This window comes from Xanthomonas sp. LF02-5, from assembly GCF_034105325.1.
In the GTDB taxonomy this organism is placed as follows: Bacteria; Pseudomonadota; Gammaproteobacteria; order Xanthomonadales; family Xanthomonadaceae; genus Xanthomonas_A; species Xanthomonas_A sontii.
In genome coordinates, this window is record NZ_JAXGGF010000001.1 from 1,310,775 (window position 1) to 1,327,726 (window position 16,952).

12 protein-coding genes are annotated in these 16,952 nt (G+C 69.2%); 8 read left to right on the forward strand and 4 right to left on the reverse strand.

Annotated elements, in window-relative coordinates:
• Positions 1–97 precede the first annotated feature (97 nt).
• Both SLW52_RS05700 and SLW52_RS05705 read left to right on the forward strand, forming a co-directional pair.
• Positions 98–817, forward strand: coding sequence for a pseudouridine synthase (locus SLW52_RS05700; protein ID WP_010343505.1), 720 nt, complete (start codon positions 98–100; stop codon positions 815–817).
• 103 nt (positions 818–920) lie between these two features.
• Positions 921–2,018 (forward strand): sensor domain-containing diguanylate cyclase, encoded by a 1,098-nt coding sequence (locus SLW52_RS05705; RefSeq protein ID WP_295968266.1) that lies wholly within the window; start codon positions 921–923, stop codon positions 2,016–2,018.
• 271 nt (positions 2,019–2,289) lie between these two features.
• Here SLW52_RS05705 and SLW52_RS05710 read toward each other — a convergent pair whose 3' ends face one another.
• The 3 genes from SLW52_RS05710 to SLW52_RS05720 all read right to left on the reverse strand — a co-directional run bounded on the left by SLW52_RS05710 (position 2,290) and on the right by SLW52_RS05720 (position 5,305).
• Positions 2,290–3,237 carry a DMT family transporter gene (locus SLW52_RS05710; RefSeq protein ID WP_267117848.1) on the reverse strand — a complete coding sequence of 316 codons (948 nt, stop codon included), beginning with the start codon at positions 3,235–3,237 and terminating at the stop codon, positions 2,290–2,292.
• Positions 3,238–3,289: 52 nt separating this feature from the next.
• The gene (locus tag SLW52_RS05715) at positions 3,290–4,264 is read right to left on the reverse strand and encodes a 2-keto-3-deoxygluconate permease (RefSeq protein WP_267084750.1); all 975 of its coding nucleotides are present in this window, start codon (positions 4,262–4,264) and stop codon (positions 3,290–3,292) included.
• 201 nt (positions 4,265–4,465) lie between these two features.
• Positions 4,466–5,305 (reverse strand): DUF72 domain-containing protein, encoded by an 840-nt coding sequence (locus tag SLW52_RS05720; protein WP_267118070.1) that lies wholly within the window; start codon positions 5,303–5,305, stop codon positions 4,466–4,468.
• A 373-nt stretch (positions 5,306–5,678) separates the two neighbouring features.
• Here SLW52_RS05720 and SLW52_RS05725 point away from each other — a divergent pair, with 373 nt between their 5' ends.
• The 6 genes from SLW52_RS05725 to secF all read left to right on the forward strand — a co-directional run bounded on the left by SLW52_RS05725 (position 5,679) and on the right by secF (position 14,484).
• Positions 5,679–7,295: a serine hydrolase gene (locus SLW52_RS05725; RefSeq protein WP_320739167.1), complete on the forward strand. Its 1,617-nt coding sequence runs from the start codon at positions 5,679–5,681 to the stop codon at positions 7,293–7,295.
• 318 nt (positions 7,296–7,613) lie between these two features.
• Positions 7,614–9,443, forward strand: coding sequence for an ABC transporter ATP-binding protein (locus SLW52_RS05730; RefSeq protein WP_267084747.1), 1,830 nt, complete (start codon positions 7,614–7,616; stop codon positions 9,441–9,443).
• A 235-nt stretch (positions 9,444–9,678) separates the two neighbouring features.
• Entirely contained in the window at positions 9,679–10,824 is a 1,146-nt protein-coding gene (tgt, locus tag SLW52_RS05735; protein WP_267116898.1) for a tRNA guanosine(34) transglycosylase Tgt, read from the forward strand.
• 375 nt (positions 10,825–11,199) lie between these two features.
• Entirely contained in the window at positions 11,200–11,544 is a 345-nt protein-coding gene (gene yajC / locus SLW52_RS05740; protein ID WP_017910689.1) for a preprotein translocase subunit YajC, read from the forward strand.
• A gap of 56 nt (positions 11,545–11,600) precedes the next feature.
• Entirely contained in the window at positions 11,601–13,445 is a 1,845-nt protein-coding gene (secD, locus tag SLW52_RS05745) for a protein translocase subunit SecD (RefSeq protein ID WP_017910688.1), read from the forward strand.
• A 73-nt stretch (positions 13,446–13,518) separates the two neighbouring features.
• On the forward strand, positions 13,519–14,484 hold the full coding sequence (secF, locus tag SLW52_RS05750; protein WP_017910687.1) for a protein translocase subunit SecF: 966 nt from the start codon (positions 13,519–13,521) through the stop codon (positions 14,482–14,484).
• Between the two features lie 237 nt (positions 14,485–14,721).
• On the opposite strand, the gene SLW52_RS05755 is transcribed toward secF, so the two are convergent.
• On the reverse strand, positions 14,722–16,869 hold the full coding sequence (locus tag SLW52_RS05755; protein ID WP_320739166.1) for a methyl-accepting chemotaxis protein: 2,148 nt from the start codon (positions 16,867–16,869) through the stop codon (positions 14,722–14,724).
• Positions 16,870–16,952: the final 83 nt, after the last annotated feature.

Genomic DNA, 16,952 nt, shown 5'->3' on the forward strand with positions numbered 1-16,952 from the left:
CTGCCGCTCCCTGCTGTCGTTCCCGACGCTAGCCATGGCCCAGCCGGCAGCAGCCCGCTGTTGCCATTCCCCATTCCCCATTCCCAGCTCCCAGCCCATGTCCGTCCGCCTCAACAAGCACATCGCCGAGACCGGTTTTTGCTCGCGCCGGGAGGCCGATCGGCTGATCGCCGCGCGCCGGGTCACCGTCAACGGCCAGCCGGGTGGGGTCGGTTCGGTGGTGGGCGAGGGCGACGAGGTCAAGGTCGACGGGCAGCCGCTGCGCGCGCGGGCCAAGGCCAAGAGCGGGCGCCGCCACGTCTACATCGCGCTGAACAAGCCGGTCGGGGTGACCTGCACCACCGAGAGCGCGGTCAAGGGCAACATCGTCGACTTCGTCGGCCACGAGCAGCGCATCTTCCCGATCGGGCGCCTGGACAAGGAGTCCGAGGGGCTGATCCTGATGACCAGCAACGGCGACATCGTCAACGAGATCCTGCGCGCGGAGAACCGCCATCAGAAGGAATACCTGGTGGCGGTGAACAAGCCGGTCACCGACGAATTCCTGCGCGGCATGGCGCGCGGGGTGCGCGTGCACGACCAGATGACCCTGCCGTGCCGCACCGCGCGGATCGCCAAGTTCGGCTTCCGCATCGTGCTGGAGCAGGGACTCAACCGGCAGATCCGCTTGATGGCCGCGGCGTTCGACTACCGCGTCACCCAGTTGCGCCGCGTGCGCATCGACAACATCAAGCTCGGCGCGCTGAAGCCGGGCCAGTGGCGCAATCTCACCGAGCAGGAACTGCGCGGCCTGCTGCCGCAGCGCCAGGAGTGGTAACCACGTCGCAGTGTCGGCGTTCGGCTGACGCCGCGCGGCCCAACCGTACAGGCGGCGCGCCCGCCAGGGCTGGCGTCCGTCGCGGATTTGGCCATACTGCGCAATGCGAACCATCGCCGCCGCCGGGTATTCCGTGATCAAGCCCCGCAAGCCCGACAACGAAGCCGCACGCCTGCAGGCGTTGCACGCATTGCAGATCCTGGACACCGAACCGGAAGCGTCCTACGACGATCTGGTCGGCATCGCCGCCAAGCTGTGCGACACGCCCTCGGCGCTGATCTCGCTGGTGGACGACGAGCGCCAGTGGCTGAAGGCGCAGCGCAATGTCTGCCTGTTGAGCAATGCGCGCGACGAGTCGTTCTGCGGGCACACCATCCTGACCCCGGAGCAGGTCATGGTGGTCGCCGACGCCACCGCCGATGCGCGCTTCCAGCACAATCCGCTGGTCACCGAGGGCGGGGTGCGCTTCTACGCCGGCGCGCCGCTGCTGACCCGCGAGGGCCTGCCGGTCGGCACGGTGTGCGTGCTCGACAACCGTCCGCGCACCCTGCAGCCGGAACAACTGGCGGCGCTGCAGGCGCTGTCGCGGCAGGTGATGCAGCTGATCGAACTGCGCCGCAGCAGCCATGCGCTGGCGCTGCAGTTGCGCGAACGCGCCTGGTACGAGCAACAGCTGCTGCAGTACCAGGAATCGCTGGAATCGCTCAACGCCGAACTGCTGGAACAGGCGCGCACCGATCCGCTGACCGGCCTGCTCAACCGCCGCGCCTTCGCCACCGCGTTGATGATCCATGCCGAGGCAGCGCAGCCGGGTTCGGCGCCGCTCAGCGTGGCGATCCTGGATCTGGACTACTTCAAGAGCGTCAACGACCTGCATGGTCACGACAAGGGCGATGAGGCGCTGCTGGCGCTGGCCGACATGCTGCGCGCGCGCCTGCCGCCCGAGAGCGTCGTGGCGCGCTACGGCGGCGGCGAGTTCGCGCTGTTGCTGCCGGCGATGGACGCGGCGCAGGCCATGCGCGCCTGCGAGCGCCTGCGCCAGGACACCAGTCTGCTGCAGCTCGGCGTGCCGCTCACCGCCAGCATCGGCGTGGCCACGCTGCAGGGACGCGAAAGCGCCGAGGACCTGCTCAAGCGTGCCGACCAGGGCCTGTACCAGGCCAAGCGTGCCGGCCGCGACTGCGTGTCGCTGGCGGCGTAAGTACGCCACGTCATTCCGGGACGATCCTCAGGTTCCTCCTTGTTCTACGGGAAAAATTCCCCCACAGGGGTAGGCGCGTCGCCTCGCGAACGCAGACGACGCAGATGCTTTCGCGCCGTACCCTCACCCCAACCCCTCTCCCGGGGGGAGAGGGGCTAGTTCCCGAGCATGCTGCGCCTTTCGCGTTGGGCCTGCGGTCATGCCGCAAATGCGCAGGACCGGGCCAATCCCGACTCCGCAATCCCCAATCCCGAAGTGAGCGCCCCCGCGCTCACTCCACCACGTTCTTCGCTTCGCAGGTGGCCAGCAGCTCCGGGTGCTGCACCGGACGCGTGCGGGTCAGCAGCGGATGCAGGAACACCGCGCCCAGGATCACTGCCACGCCGAGGTAGAACAGCCCGGTGAGCTGGCGCTGCTCGTCCAGCAGCACGATCGCGAACACGATCGCGTAGACCGGTTCCAGGTTGGTGACCAGTTGCACCGCGTAGGCGCTGAGCCGGCGCAATGCGACCAGGGCCAGGGCGAACGGCAGCAGCGTGCACAGCAGCGCCAGCGCCAGCAGCAGCGCGGTGTCGTGCAGGCTGGGCAGCACCAGCAAGGGCCCGCTCAACGCCGGCAGCACGAACGGCAGCAACGGCGCCAGCGCGGTCAGGGTCAGGGTGCCGGCGCCCAGTTCCAGCGCGGTCACGGTCAGCGGATCGGCATGGTCGACCAGGCGCTTGTTGAGCGAGCCGAAGGCCGCTACCAGCAGCGCCGACGCCGCGCCGACGGCGACACCGGCGCGCATCCCGTGCGGTACCCCGCCGACCACCAAGGCCACGCCAGGCAGCACCGCCAGGCCGAAGGCCAGTTCGCTGGGGCGGAACGGCCTTTTCGCCACCCAGGGTTCGATCACCGCGGTGAACACCGGCGCCAGCGCGATGCAGGTCGCCGCGACCGAGGCGTTGGCCAGCTTGATCGCGCCGTAGAACGTGAGCCAGTGCAGGCCGACCAGGGCGCCGACGATGGCATAGCCCAGCGCCAGTTTCGGCGTCAGCGCCGCCAGTCCGCGCCACACCCGCGGCAGCAGCGCCAGCGCGGCCACCACCATCAGCATCCGCCACCACACCAGCGGCAGCGCGGGCAGGGTGATCAGCTTGCCGAGAATCGCGGTGATTCCCCACAGCAGGACGCAGAAATGGATTTGCAGCTGGGCTTTGGTGGTGGGGTGCATCGGCATCCGCGTATTGTCGCGCAAAGCGCGCCGCCACGGTCGCGGATCGCCACACGGGTCAGGCGTCTGGCACCGGCGGCGACGCGTTCCGCGCCATCCTGCGCGCATAGGCGGCGGTGAGCGGCGGCACCAGCAGCGCCGTCACCACCACCGAGGTCGCCACCAGTGCGGTCGCGGCCGGCGCGGTGGCCCGGAACTGCGGCGCCACCGCCGCCACCAGCGCGGGCGTGGCCACCGCCGCGCCGGCGGTGCTGGAGGCGGCGAGGCCGGCGCTGCCGTTGCCGCCGGCCAGCCAGCGATCGGCCAGCAGCAGCGGGATCCCGGTCGCCACCATCACCAGCAGGCCCAGCGCGACCCCGGCCACGCCAGCATGGGCGACCATGCGCAGGTCCAGGGTATTGCCCAGGGCGAAGGCGAAGAACGGGATCAGCGCCGGCACCGCACGCGCGAACAGGGCGCGCAGCGCCGGGTCCAGATTGCCGAGCGCGAAACCGGCCAGCAGCGGCAGCACCGCGCCGAGCAGCAGCCGCGGCTCGAAGTTGGCGACGCCGGCGGTGCCGAGGATCAGCATGGTCACCAGCGGCCCGGATTCCAGCGACATCAGCGCCATCGCGCCGGCCTCGCCGCGGCGGCCGTACTGCTGCATGAGCGCGGCGAACAGGCCGGCATTGGTCATGTCCATCGCCGCGACCAGTGCCAGCACCGACATGCCGCTCCAGATGCCGGAGACGATGCCGCCCGGCGGCAGCAGTCGCGCGGCGATCACCGCGGTCAGCCACGCCACCGCGATCTTGGTCAGCACCAGCACGCCGGAGGCGCGCAACACGCGGCCGCCGCTGCGCAGCCGGATCGAGGCGCCCAGGCAGAAGCACCACACCGCCAGGATCGGCACCAGCCCGCCGATCAGGCCTTCGGTGAAGGAGCCGAACCAGGCGCCGGCCTGCGGCCACACGGTGTGGCAGAGCGCGCCGAGCAGCAGCGGCGCCAGCATCATGCCGCCGGGAAGACGTTCGAGCGTGTGCTTGATCCGCATCGAGGGACTCCGCGTGTGCAGGCGCGGCCCGCGGCCGCGGCCCGGCGACGGCGCCGGACGGGCGGTGTTGTACCCCAGCGCGGCGACCGCCAGGTGTCGCCGGGTGCGCGCGCTCGGGGTCCGGTTCAGCCGTCTTGCGACCGCGGCGGCGACGGTCGCGCTTGCGCCGTGCAGGGCGTCGCGTACGCGTGGTCGAGCGCGTCACGCCTGTGCGGCGGACCCCAGCATCTTCAGCAGGGCCATCGCCGCGGCGGGATTACGCTCCTTGGCGGCGCTGATGAAGTAGACGAAGACCTCGCGCGGCGTGGTCTTGGCCACGGCCGTATCGGCGTGCGGCAGCGCCTGCGGATCCTCGCCGCGGCGCCAGGCTTGCGCGTGCGCGGCCCAAGTCTGCAATTCCTTCGGCGGGTAGCCATGGGCGAGGTCGGCGCGACTGCGCATCAGCCGCGCATAGACGAAGTCGGCGCCCAGGTCGGCGAAGGAGGGGAACTCGGGCGAATCGGTGAACACCGTGGCCACGCCGTGCCGGCGGGTCAGGTGCAGCAGTTCCGGTCCGACGCAGGCCGGATCGCGCACTTCCAGCACGTGGCGCAGAAGGCGCCCGTCGGTCTTGCGCGGCAACAGGTCCAGGAACGCGGCCAGGTCGTCCAGGTCCAGGCGGTGGCCGTGCTCGAACTGCCACAGCAGCGGGCCGAGGCGGTCGCCGAGGCTGGCGATGCCGCCGACGAAATCCTCGATCTGCGTGCTGGCGCCGGCCAGCCGCCGCAATGCGGTGATGCGCTTGGGCGCCTTGGCCGAGAACAGGAAGCCCGGCGGCGTCTCGTCGCGCCAGCGCGCATAGGTCTCCGGCTTCTGCGCGCCGTAGTAGGTGCCGTTGATCTCGATGCTGGTGACGTGGCGGCTGGCGTATTCCAGCTCGCGGCGCTGCACCAGGCCCTGCGGATAGAACATGCCGCCGCGCCACGGCGCGTAGGTCCAGCCGCCGATGCCGACGCGGATGCCGTCCGGCGCGGCCGGGGCGGAGTCGAAGAGGTCGTTCATGCGGGCGTGTCCGGCGGCAGGCGGGGAGCGATTGTGCCGCAGCGTGGCGTTGCGGGGTGTGGTCGTGTGCGTCAGTGGCCTGGTGGCGTCGCTGGGTGGTGCGCGGCGCGTGCCTGTGCCGCGTGTTCGTCGCCTGCGCGATGGCGCGCGCCATGCGTGCGTGCAGGGCGGGAATGGCCGCCAACTCCGCTGGCCGCTGCGTGCGAGTTGGATGTTGGCAGTAGCGGCCACCCGCGTCTGGACCGCATCTGGCACTACGCGGCGTCGCAGCGGCGCGCCTTGGTCCGCCGCAAACGGCCCGGCAGGCTCTACACTCGCCGGGACGCGCGCGCCAGTGTGCGGCCTTGGTTTCCCTTCTTCAGGAGCGACGCAGTTGAAGAGCATCTCGATGGGCTGCGGCCTGTTGCTGGCGATGAGCGCCACCGTGCAGGCGCAGGCGCCTGTCCCCGCCGCGGCCCCCGCACCGGCCCCGGCCGCATTGCCGCCCGGGCTGCAGGATCTGGACGCGCAGGTGGAGCGCGTGCGCAAGCAGTTCGACGTGCCCGGCATCGCCATCGCCATCGTCAAGGACGGGCAGGTGGTGCTGGAGCGCGGCTACGGCGTGCGCGAACTCGGCAAGCCGGAACCGGTGGACGCGCAGACCCTGTTCGCCATCGCCTCCAATACCAAGGCCTTCACCTCCGCCGCGCTGTCGATCCTGGCCGACGAAGGCAAGCTCAAGCTCGAGGACCGGGTGGTGGACCACCTGCCGTGGTTCCAGATGTCCGACGCCTACGTCACCCGCGAAATGCGCGTGCGCGACCTGCTCAGCCATCGCAGCGGCCTGAGCCTGGGCGCGGGCGACCTGCTGTTCTGGCCGGCCACCAGTTACAGCAACGAAGAGGTGGTGCGGCGCCTGGCGCATGTGCCGCTGAAGGGCGGTTTCCGCGACCGCTACGCCTACGACAACATCCTGTACGCGGTGGCGCAGAAGCTGATCGAGCAGGTGTCCGGGCAGAGCTACGCCGAGTTCGTGCGCCAGCGCATCTTCGTACCGGTGGGCATGACCGGCGCGCGCATCAACAGCGACCACCTGCAGCCCGGCGACGAGGCCGCGGTCGGCCACGCCAAGTTCGACTTCCGCGAGCTGCGCACGGTGGCGCCGCTGACCTGGTCCAACAATTCCGGCGCCGGCGGCATCTACGCCAATGTGCACGACATGGCCAAGTGGATGCAGGTGCAGCTCGACGGCGGGCGCCTTCCGGCGGCCGATGGCCAGGCGCGGCAGCTGTTCAGTGCGCAGCGCCAGCAGGAGATGTGGCAGATGATCACGCCGATCGCGATCTCCGAGCCGAGCGTGCCGGAACTGCTGCCGGCCAGGCCCAATTTCGCCGGTTACGGCGAGGGCTGGAGCCTGAGCGACTACCGCGGCGCCAAGCTGGTCTGGCACACCGGCGGCTGGCCGGGCATGGTCTCGCGGTTGACCCTGGTGCCCGAGCGCAAGCTGGGCGTGATCGTGCTGACCAACCAAGAGGTCGGCGCCGCCTTCAACGCGATCACCTTGCGGGTACTGGACGCCTACCTGGGCGCGCCGGCGACCGACTGGACCGCCGCCTACGCCAAGGCCGTGGCCAAGGTCGACGCCAATGCCGACGAGGACTGGGCCAAGCACGTCGCGGCGCGCGACGCCAAGTCCACCCCGTCGCTGCCGCTGTCCGGCTACGCCGGCACCTACCGCGACCCGTGGTACGGCGATGTGGTGGTACGCCAGCAGGGCAAGCGCCTGGAACTGCAGTTCAGCAAGACCGCGCAGCTGGTCGGCACCCTGGAGCACTGGCAGCACGACACCTTCATCGTGCGCTGGCGCGACCGCTCGCTCAATGCCGATGCCTTCATCAATTTCGCGCTCACGCCCGACGGCAAGGTACGCGAGGCGCGCATGCAGGCGATCTCGCCGCTGACCGATTTCAGCTTCGATTTCCAGGACCTGGTGCTGACGCCGGCGGAGTGACTGCTGGGAATCGGGAATGGGGAATGGGGAATGGTAGGAGCGGCTTCAGCCGCGACCGGGCTTCCTCGGTGAAGCCCGTCGCGGCTGAAGCCGCTCCTGCGAGGGGGAACGATGGAGGAGCCACTGTCGCGAATCCCCAATCCCAAACCCCCAATCCCGGCGCTACCGCGTCGCGACTGAAGCCGCTCCCGCAAGGGAAAGCGATGCGCACGGGCAGCCGCTTTTACGATTCCCCATTCTCCATTCCCCATTCCCAGCGTCACGAAGTGTGACGCCGAATACGCTACCCTGACGCCCCTTTTTAGGCGTGACGTGGCGATGTTCCGCTGGTTCGAGTCCCTGATCGAGGTCTTCCCGAAGATCGAGACGCAGATGCCGCCGCGCGGGGTGGTGCGCTTCTATCTGCATTACCTGCGTCCGCTGTGGCCGCTCTTGCTGGCCACGCTGCTGGCCGGTCTCGCGTTGGCGCTGGTGGAAGTGGCGATGTTCGACTTCCTCGGCCGCATCGTCGACATGGTCGCCGAGCAGCCGGGGCCGGACTTCTTCCAGCGCCATGCCGGCGAGCTGCTGTGGATGGCGTTCGTCGTGCTGCTGGCGCGGCCGCTGTTCGTGGCCCTGCACAACCTGCTGGTGAACCAGGCCATCGTGCCCGGCCTGAGCAACCGCGCGCGCTGGCTGATGCACAACTACGTGGTGCGGCAGAGCCTGGGCTTCTTCCAGAACGACTTCGCCGGGCGCATCGCCAACCGGGTCATGCAGACCGGCACCTCGCTGCGCGAGTCGGCGGTGCAGATGGTCGATGCGCTCTGGTACATCGTGGTCTACACCGGCAGCGCGCTGTACTTGTTCGCCCAGGCCGATCCCTGGCTGATGGCGCCGCTGCTGGTGTGGGTGCTGGCCTACGTGGCGCTGATGGTTTACTTCGTGCCGCGGATGAAGCAGCGCGCCTGGATCGCCTCGGACGCGCGCTCCAAGGCGATGGGCCGCATCGTCGACGGCTACACCAACATCGCCACGCTCAAGCTGTTCTCGCATGCCGGGCGCGAGCAGGCCTACGTGCGCGAGGCGATCGACGAGCTGGCGGTCAAGCACCGCGGGCAGACCCGCATGACCACGGCGATGGACAGCGCCATCGCCATCATCAACGGCTTCCTGATCGCGGTGACCTGCGGGCTGGCGCTGTGGCTGTGGAGCCGCGGACAGATCAGCGTGGGCGCGATCACCCTGGCCACCGGCCTGGTGATCCGCATCCACAACATGTCCGGCTGGATCATGTGGACGGTCAACGGCATCTTCGAGGACATCGGTGCGGTGCAGGACGGCATGGAGACCATCGCGCAGCCGGCGCAGGTGCAGGATCGCGCCGACGCGGTGCCGCTGCGCGTGGAGCGCGGCGAGGTCCGCTTCGAGCACATCCACTTCCATTACGGCAAGCGCGGCGGGGTCATCGCCGGGCTCGACCTGCAGGTGCGCGCGGGCGAGAAGATCGGCCTGGTCGGGCCGTCCGGCGCCGGCAAGTCGACCCTGGTCAACGTGCTGCTGCGGCTGTACGACCTGGAGCAGGGCCGCATCCTGATCGACGGCCAGGACATCGCCGGCGTCACCCAGGAGAGCCTGCGCCAGCAGATCGGCCTGGTCACCCAGGACACCTCGCTGCTGCACCGCTCGATCCGCGACAACCTGCTGTACGGCCGCCCCGACGCCAGCGAGGCGCAGCTGCGCGCGGCGGTGGCCAAGGCGCGCGCCGACGAGTTCATCGAGCAGTTGCAGGACGGCGAGGGCCAGCGCGGCTACGACGCGCAGGTCGGCGAGCGCGGGGTCAAGCTGTCCGGCGGCCAGCGCCAGCGCATCGCCATCGCCCGCGTGCTGCTCAAGGACGCGCCGATCCTGATCCTGGACGAGGCCACCTCGGCGCTGGATTCGGAAGTGGAGGCGGCGATCCAGGACAGCCTGGACGAACTGATGGCCGGCAAGACGGTGATCGCGATCGCCCACCGGCTCTCCACCATCGCGCGGATGGACCGCCTGGTGGTGATGGACCGCGGCGCCATCGTCGAGACCGGCAGCCATGCAGAACTCGTTGCCCGCGGCGGGCTGTACGCGCGGCTGTGGGCGCGCCAGACCGGCGGCTTCGTCGCGGCGGACTGACGCGGCTCGCCATCCAGGATGGCCGGCGATGGCGCGACATCGGTGTCGTGCCGCCAGGGCGGGGCGGCGCCGGGTACGCGCCGCGGCATGGTCCTGGGCGGGGCCCGCGCTGTGCGTGCCCGACGCGCATCCGACCAGCCGACCGTGGTGTTCCCTGGGCGGCGCACCGCCAGGCGGTTCGGCGCCAACGGCCCGGCAATGCGACAATGCCCGGCTTACCGAGATTCGCCAGACCATGTCCCGATTGCAGTTCCAGCTCCACACCACCGACGGCGCCGCGCGCCGCGGCCGCCTGACCTTCCCGCGCGGGACGGTCGAGACCCCCGCGTTCATGCCGGTGGGCACCTACGGCTCGGTCAAGGGCGTGCTGCCCGAGCAGATCAAGGCGCTGGGCGCGCAGATCATCCTCGGCAACACCTTCCACCTGTACCTGCGCCCGGGCCTGGACGTGATTGGCGATCACGGCGGCCTGCACGGCTTCGCCCGCTGGGACGGGCCGATCCTGACCGATTCCGGCGGCTTCCAGGTGTTCTCGCTGGCGCACCGGCGCAAGATCAGCGAGCAGGGCGTCACCTTCGCCTCGCCGACCGACGGCGCCAAGGTGTTCCTGGGGCCGGAGGAGAGCATGAAGATCCAGCGGGTGCTCGATTCGGACATCGTGATGATCTTCGACGAGTGCACCCCGTACCCGGCCACCGAGGACGTGGCGCGGCGCTCGATGGAACTGAGCCTGCGCTGGGCGCAGCGCTCGCGCGACGCGCACGACGCGCTGGGCAACGACGCCGCGCTGTTCGGCATCGTCCAGGGCGGCGTGCATGCGGACCTGCGCAGCCGCTCGATCGAGGGCCTGCAGGCGATCGGCTTCGACGGCTACGCGATCGGCGGCCTGGCGGTGGGCGAGCCGGAGCACGAGCGCAATGCCATGCTCGAGCACCTGCATCCGCGCCTGCCGGGCGACCGCCCGCGCTACCTGATGGGCGTGGGACGCCCGGAGGACCTGGTCGAGGGGGTGGCCCGCGGCGTGGACATGTTCGACTGCGTGATGCCGACCCGCAACGCGCGCAACGGCCACTATTTCACCTCGTTCGGCACGGTGCGCATCCGCAACGCCAAGTACGAGCGCGACCTCGATCCGATCGAGCCGGGCTGCGGCTGCCATGCCTGCAGCAGCGGCTACACCCGCGCCTACCTGCGCCACCTGGACCGCTGCAACGAGATGCTGGCGCCCATGCTGGGCACCCTGCACAACCTCTGGTACTACCAGAAGCTGATGGCCGACATGCGCGCGGCGATCGCCGCGGGAACCTTTGCCCAGTTCCGGCGGTCCTTCTATGCGGCGCGCGGGGTCGAAGCGACGCCACTCCCGACGGAGCACGGATAAGCCCCTCTCCCCCCGGGAGAGGGGTTGGGGTGAGGGTTCGGGCGCAGCCTCGTGTTGTTAGGGAGGGGTCGGGGGTGAGGGTCCGGGCGAAGCCTCGTGCCGTTTGGGAGGGGTTGAGCCGAGGGTCCGGCCACCGCCGAACCCTGTTCCTCTCCCGGATCCAACCGCAAGGACCCCGTACGCCAGATCGCCATCGCCCGTCGGTGCCGGCCCCTTCCCGCTGCGCATGGCGCCGTCCTGTGCCGCAAGGGCAGGGCAGCGGTTCCGGAGGGTGAAGGAAGATCGTGGCATAATCGGCGGCTGCTTGCTGCCGCAAGGCAAACCAGCGGTCCGTGCCCCAGGGCGTCGGGCTGCCCAAACCATAGGACGTACCCGATGAATCCGCTCGATTTCCTGATTCCCGTCGCCCAGGCGCAGACCGCTGGCGGCGCCGCCCCGGCCGGTGGTGGCCTGCAGATGTTCCTGCTGCCCATCATCCTGATCGCGGTGATGTATTTCGTGATGATCCGGCCGCAGATGAAGCGCCAGAAGGAACACAAGTCGATGCTGGACAAGCTCGGCCGCGGCGACGAGGTCATCACCTCCGGCGGCGTGGCCGGCGTGGTCACCGACATCGGCGACAACTTCATCACCATCGAAGTGGCCGACAACGTGCGCATCCGCGTGCAGAAGGGCGCCGTCGGCAATGTCCTGCCGAAGGGCACGCTGAAGTCCGCCTGATCCATTTCTCCTACTGCTAGGCGCGACGCCGGCGTGGCGTCGTGCGGGGTCCCGCAATGCTCGAGTTTCCGCGCTGGAAGTATGTCCTCATCCTGATCGTGCTGGCGTTGAGCGCGTTGTACGCGCTGCCCAACGTGTACCAGAAGGATCCGTCGGTCCAGATCACCGCCAGCCGCGGCGGCAAGATCGACGACGCCCTGCGCGAGCGGGTCCTCGCCGACCTGAAGACGGCCGGGATCACCCCGAAGCTGGTCGACAAGGAAGGCGACAGCCTGATGGTGCGCCTGCCGAACCTGCAGGCGCAGACCCGTGCCAACGACGTGCTGCGCCAGCAGGTGGGCGAGAACTACACGGTGGCGCTGAACCTGGCCTCGACCGTGCCGGACTGGCTGTCGCGCCTGGGCGGCAAGCCGATGGTGCTGGGTCTTGACCTGGTCGGCGGCGTGCACTTCGCCCTGCAGGTCGACCAGAAGGCGGCGCTGGAGAAGCGCCTGGACGCCTTCGCCGAGGACATCCGCACCACCTTGCGCGACAGCCGTCTGGCCTACCGCTCGGTCGAGCGCCGTCCCGACAACAGCATCCAGGTCAGCCTGGGCGAGGGCGTCGATGCCAGCGCCGCGCGCGCGGCCATCGCCAAGGCGCAGCCGACCCTGAGCTACGCGGTGTCCGGGCAGACCATCGCCGTGACCGTACCCGAGGCCGAGCTGAAGCAGATCGCCGCCGGCGCCATCGAGCAGAACCTGACCACCCTGCGCAACCGCGTCAACCAGCTGGGCGTGGCCGAGCCGATCATCCAGCGCCAGGGCGACGACCGCATCGTGGTCGAGCTGCCGGGCGTGCAGGACACCGCCGAGGCCAAGCGCATGATCGGCGCCACCGCCACGCTGGAATTCCGCGGCGTGGTCGACGGCAACGCCGAGGACGCGGTGCGCAGCGGCAACATCCCGCCCGACGCCAAGGTCTACCGCCTGCGCGACAGCGGCGCCCCGGTGCTGCTGAGCAAGCGCGTGCTGGTGTCCGGCGACCAGATGGTCAACGCCACCGTCAGCACCGACCAGAACGGCATGCCGGCCGTGGCGGTCACGCTCAACAACGCCGCCGGCCAGCGCATGTTCGACTACACCAGCGCCAATACCGGCAAGCTGATGTCGGTGGTCTACATCGAGCGCATCCCCACCGTGACCATGGTCGACGGCAAGGAAGTGCGCAGCGTGCGCGTCAACGAGGAGGCGCTGGCGCCGACCCGGATCGCCGGCGTGTTCGGCAAGAACTTCCAGACCACCGGCCTGGAGAAGACCGAGGCCGAGAACCTGGCCAAGCTGCTGCGTGCCGGTTCGCTGGCCGCGCCGATGGACTTCGTCGAGGAATACGTGATCGGCCCGAGCCTGGGCGCGGAGAACGTCGAGCGCGGCATCACCGCGGTGGTCTACGCGTTCCTGTTCACCCTGGTGTTCTTCAGCGTGTACTACCGCATGTTCGGCCTGATCACCTCGGTCGCGCTGCTGATGAACCTGCTGATCGTGGTCTCGGTGATGTCGCTGTTCGGCGCCACCATGACCCTGCCGGGCTTCGCCGGTCTGGCGCTGTCGGTGGGCCTGTCGGTGGACGCCAACGTGCTGATCAACGAGCGTATCCGCGAAGAACTGCGGCTGGGCGTACCGCCCAAGTCGGCGATCGCGGCCGGTTACGAGAAGGCCGGCGGCACCATCCTCGACGCCAACCTCACCGGCCTGATCGTCGGCGTGGCGCTGTACGCGTTCGGTACCGGCCCGCTGAAGGGCTTCGCGCTGACCATGATCATCGGCATCTTCGCCTCGATGTTCACCGCGATCACCGTGTCGCGCGCGCTGGCGGTGCTGATCTACGGCCGTCGCAAGAAGATCAAGTCCGTGGCCATCTGAGCCACGCACGCCACCTTCCGCACGTCCCCGCGCCGACAGGCGCGGGGTCCAAAAAAACGCAGAGCGGTCTCCAATGAAAATTTTCCCGCTTCACCTGATCCCCAACGACACCAAGATCGACTTCATGCGCTGGCGGCACCCGACCCTGGTGCTGATGCTGGTGCTGGCGCTGGCCTCGTTCGCGGTGATCTTCGCCAAGGGCTTCAACTACGCGCTGGAGTTCACCGGCGGCGCGCTGGTGCAGACCAGTTTCCAGAAGCCGGTCGACGTGGACCAGGTGCGCGAACAGCTGGCCAAGGCCGGCTTCGAGAATGCGCAGGTGCAGAACGTCGGCAGCGGCAACGAGGTGGTGATCCGCCTGCAGCCGCAGGGCGAGCACAACAACGAGGACATCACCAAGAACCTCGCCGAGCAGGTGCGCAAGGCGGTGAGCACGCCGCAGAACCCGGCCACGGTCAAGCCGGGCGAGTTCGTCGGCCCGCAGGTCGGCAAGGACCTGGCCTTGAACGGCGTCTACGCCACGGTGTTCATGCTGGTCGGCTTCCTGATCTACATCGCCTTCCGCTTCGAGTGGAAGTTCGCGGTGGTGGCCAGCCTGACCGCGCTGTTCGACCTGTTGGTGACGGTGGCCTACGTGTCGGTCACCGGCCGTGAGTTCGACCTGACCGTGCTGGCCGGCCTGCTGTCGGTGATGGGCTTTGCGATCAACGACATCATCGTGGTGTTCGACCGCGTGCGCGAGAACTTCCGCAGCCTGCGCGTGGAGCCGATCGAGGTGCTGAACCGCTCGATCAACCAGACCTTGTCGCGTACGGTGATCACCGCGGTGATGTTCTTCCTGTCGGCGCTTGCGCTGTACCTGTACGGCGGCGAGTCGATGGAAGGCCTGGCGCTGACCCACATGATCGGTGCGGTGGTGGTGGTGGTGTCCTCGGTGATCGTGGCGGTGCCGCTGCTGTCGATCGGGCCGTTCCAGGTCACCAAGCAGGACCTGCTGCCGAAGTCGAAGGACGTCGAGGCGCTGGCGCGCAGGCCCTGATGGGGCCGGGAGTGGGGGTCCGGGTTTGGAGATTCGTGAAAGCGTGACGTCCTGGGCCTGAAGCACTCCCTCCTGCGAACAAAAAAGCCGCGCGGATGCGCGGCTTTTTCTTTGTGCGGACGCTGGGGGCGTCGGGTGGGTGCAGCGCGACGTCGGCCGGGTTGCCGTGCGTGGGATGGGACCGTCAATGACGGTCCCATCCCCTCCGTGGCGTGCCTGCCGCGCAGGGCGTCCGCGCTACGTCGCGTTGGCGGTGGCGCGGGCCACCAGTTGCGCCACCATCGGATAGGTCTCGCTGCGCACCTGGAACTGGCCGACGATCTCCACCAGGTCGCCGGCCTGCTGCTCCATCGCGCGTGCCGCGGCAGTGGCTTCCTCGACCAGGGCGGCGTTCTGTTGGGTGGTCTCGTCCATCTGGGTGACGGTGTGGTTGACCTGCTCGATGCCGGCCGACTGCTCCTGCGAGGCGGCGGCGATCTCGCCCATGATGTCGGTCACGCGCTGCACCGAGGCCACGATGTCCTGCATCGTCGTGCCGGCCTGGGCGACCAGCGCCGAACCTGCGTTCACGCGCTCGACCGAGTCGTCGATCAGCGTCTTGATCTCCTTGGCCGCGCTGGCCGAGCGCTGGGCGAGGGTGCGGACCTCGCTGGCGACCACGGCGAAACCGCGGCCCTGCTCGCCGGCGCGTGCCGCTTCCACCGCGGCATTGAGTGCCAGGATATTGGTCTGGAAGGCGATGCCGTCGATCACGCCGATGATGTCGGCGATCTTCTTCGAGGCCGCCTCGATGCCGTCCATGGTGGTGACGACCTGTCCGACCACCGTGCCGCCCTGCGAGGCCACGGAGGCCGCGCCGGCGGCCAGCTGGTTGGCCTGGCGCGCATGCTCGGCGTTCTGCTTCACCGTGGCGGTCAGTTCCTCCATCGATGCGGCGGTTTCCTCCAGGCTGGCGGCCTGCTGCTCGGTGCGGCGCGACAGGTCGTCGTTGCCGCTGGCGATCTCGCCCGCGGCGGTGTCGATGCTGGCCGCGGCCTGCTGGATGCGGCCGACCATGTCGGTCAGTTGCGCGACGGTGGCGTTGGCGTCGTCGCGCATCCGCGCGAACACGCCGTGGAACTCGCCCTGCATGGTCTGGGTCAGGTCGCCGGCGGCGATCGCGCGCAACAGCTGCGACAGCGCCGCCAGATTGGTCTCGGTGCCCGTCATCATCGTGTTGAGGTTGGCGACCATGCCGCGGAAGGCGTGACCGAAACGCTGCTCATTGCCGCGGCGGGAGAAGTCGCCCTGCGCGGCGGCGCGCACCAGCAGGTCGATCTCGTCGTTGATCGCGCCGAGATTGCGCTTCACCTTGGCCATGGTCTCGGTCAGGATCGCCTTCTCGCCCGGGAACTGCTCCAGGTCGCGGCTCAGATCGCCTTCGGCATACTCGCCCATCAGCGCGATCAGCTGCTGCTTGACCGAGATATGGCTGTGCACCAGGGCATTGGTGTCGCGGACCATGCGCCCGTAGTCGCCCGGGAAGCGTGTCTCGTCCATGCGGAAGCTGATCCGGCCGGCGTCATGCTGCTTGGCCATCTCGGTCTGCGCCTGGATCACCGTGCGCAGTTCCTCCTGCATCTGCCGCATGTCGTTGAGCAGCGACGGCGCCTGGGTGCGCAGGCGCACGTCCTGCGACAGGTCGCCGCTGGCGATGCGGCGCACCACGTCGGCTGCGTAGGCGGGCTCGCCGCCGAGTTGGCGCATCAGGCTGTTGCGGACCAGCAGGCCGAGCAGGATGGCGGCGACGATACCGATCAGCATGCCGCCGAGGCTGGTCCATTCGCCCGACTGCGCGCGCGCCTCGCTCTCGGCCTTGCGCACCTGCAGCAGGGCGCGCTCGGCGTCCTCGTACTGACCGATCGTGTCGCGCAACCCGTCCATCTGCTGCTTGCCGACGCTCCGGAACGCGTCCAGCTGGGCGTCGTCGCTGTCGGCCGCGGTGGTGCGCATGTGCTCCACCGCCTTGCGCTTGGTCGCCATGAACTGCGTGTAGTCCTGCATCAGGGTCTGCAGGCGCGCCTGCTGCGCCGCGTTGTCCGCGGTCAGCTGCTTGGACTCCTGCCACTGTGCGCTGAACTCGCGTTCGCCGAGTTCGAGTGGCGCCAGGTAGGACGGATCGCGGGTCAGGGCGAAGCCGCGCGCGCCGCTCTCGATGTTGAGCAGGCTCACCAGCATGCGGTCGCCGAGGGTGATGACCTTGTAGGTGTGCGCGTCCAGCGCTGCCGCGCTGGTGAACTTGCGGAAGCCGATCAGGCTGGTGATGCCGACCAGCAACAACATGGCGATCACGCCGCAGAAGCCGATTGCCAGGCGCTTGGTGACGGTGAGATGATGGAAGGACACGCGAGATCTCCGGAAGATGCGAGAGAGCGGCGCTATCGGCTCCATTGCCGCAGGGACGGCAATGCAGGCACGGATCAGCGGGG

What these genes read in the sequence shown, in the direction of transcription:
- SLW52_RS05715 (WP_267084750.1), bottom strand. Translation starts at nt 4,264, where the DNA reads ATGCGGATCAAGCACACGCTCGAACGTCTTCCCGGCGGCATGATGCTG.
- yajC (WP_017910689.1), top strand. Translation starts at nt 11,200, where the DNA reads ATGAATCCGCTCGATTTCCTGATTCCCGTCGCCCAGGCGCAGACCGCT.
- SLW52_RS05710 (WP_267117848.1), bottom strand. Translation starts at nt 3,237, where the DNA reads ATGCCGATGCACCCCACCACCAAAGCCCAGCTGCAAATCCATTTCTGC.
- SLW52_RS05720 (WP_267118070.1), bottom strand. Translation starts at nt 5,305, where the DNA reads ATGAACGACCTCTTCGACTCCGCCCCGGCCGCGCCGGACGGCATCCGC.
- secF (WP_017910687.1), top strand. Translation starts at nt 13,519, where the DNA reads ATGAAAATTTTCCCGCTTCACCTGATCCCCAACGACACCAAGATCGAC.
- SLW52_RS05700 (WP_010343505.1), top strand. Translation starts at nt 98, where the DNA reads ATGTCCGTCCGCCTCAACAAGCACATCGCCGAGACCGGTTTTTGCTCG.
- tgt (WP_267116898.1), top strand. Translation starts at nt 9,679, where the DNA reads ATGTCCCGATTGCAGTTCCAGCTCCACACCACCGACGGCGCCGCGCGC.
- SLW52_RS05730 (WP_267084747.1), top strand. Translation starts at nt 7,614, where the DNA reads ATGTTCCGCTGGTTCGAGTCCCTGATCGAGGTCTTCCCGAAGATCGAG.
- SLW52_RS05705 (WP_295968266.1), top strand. Translation starts at nt 921, where the DNA reads ATGCGAACCATCGCCGCCGCCGGGTATTCCGTGATCAAGCCCCGCAAG.
- secD (WP_017910688.1), top strand. Translation starts at nt 11,601, where the DNA reads ATGCTCGAGTTTCCGCGCTGGAAGTATGTCCTCATCCTGATCGTGCTG.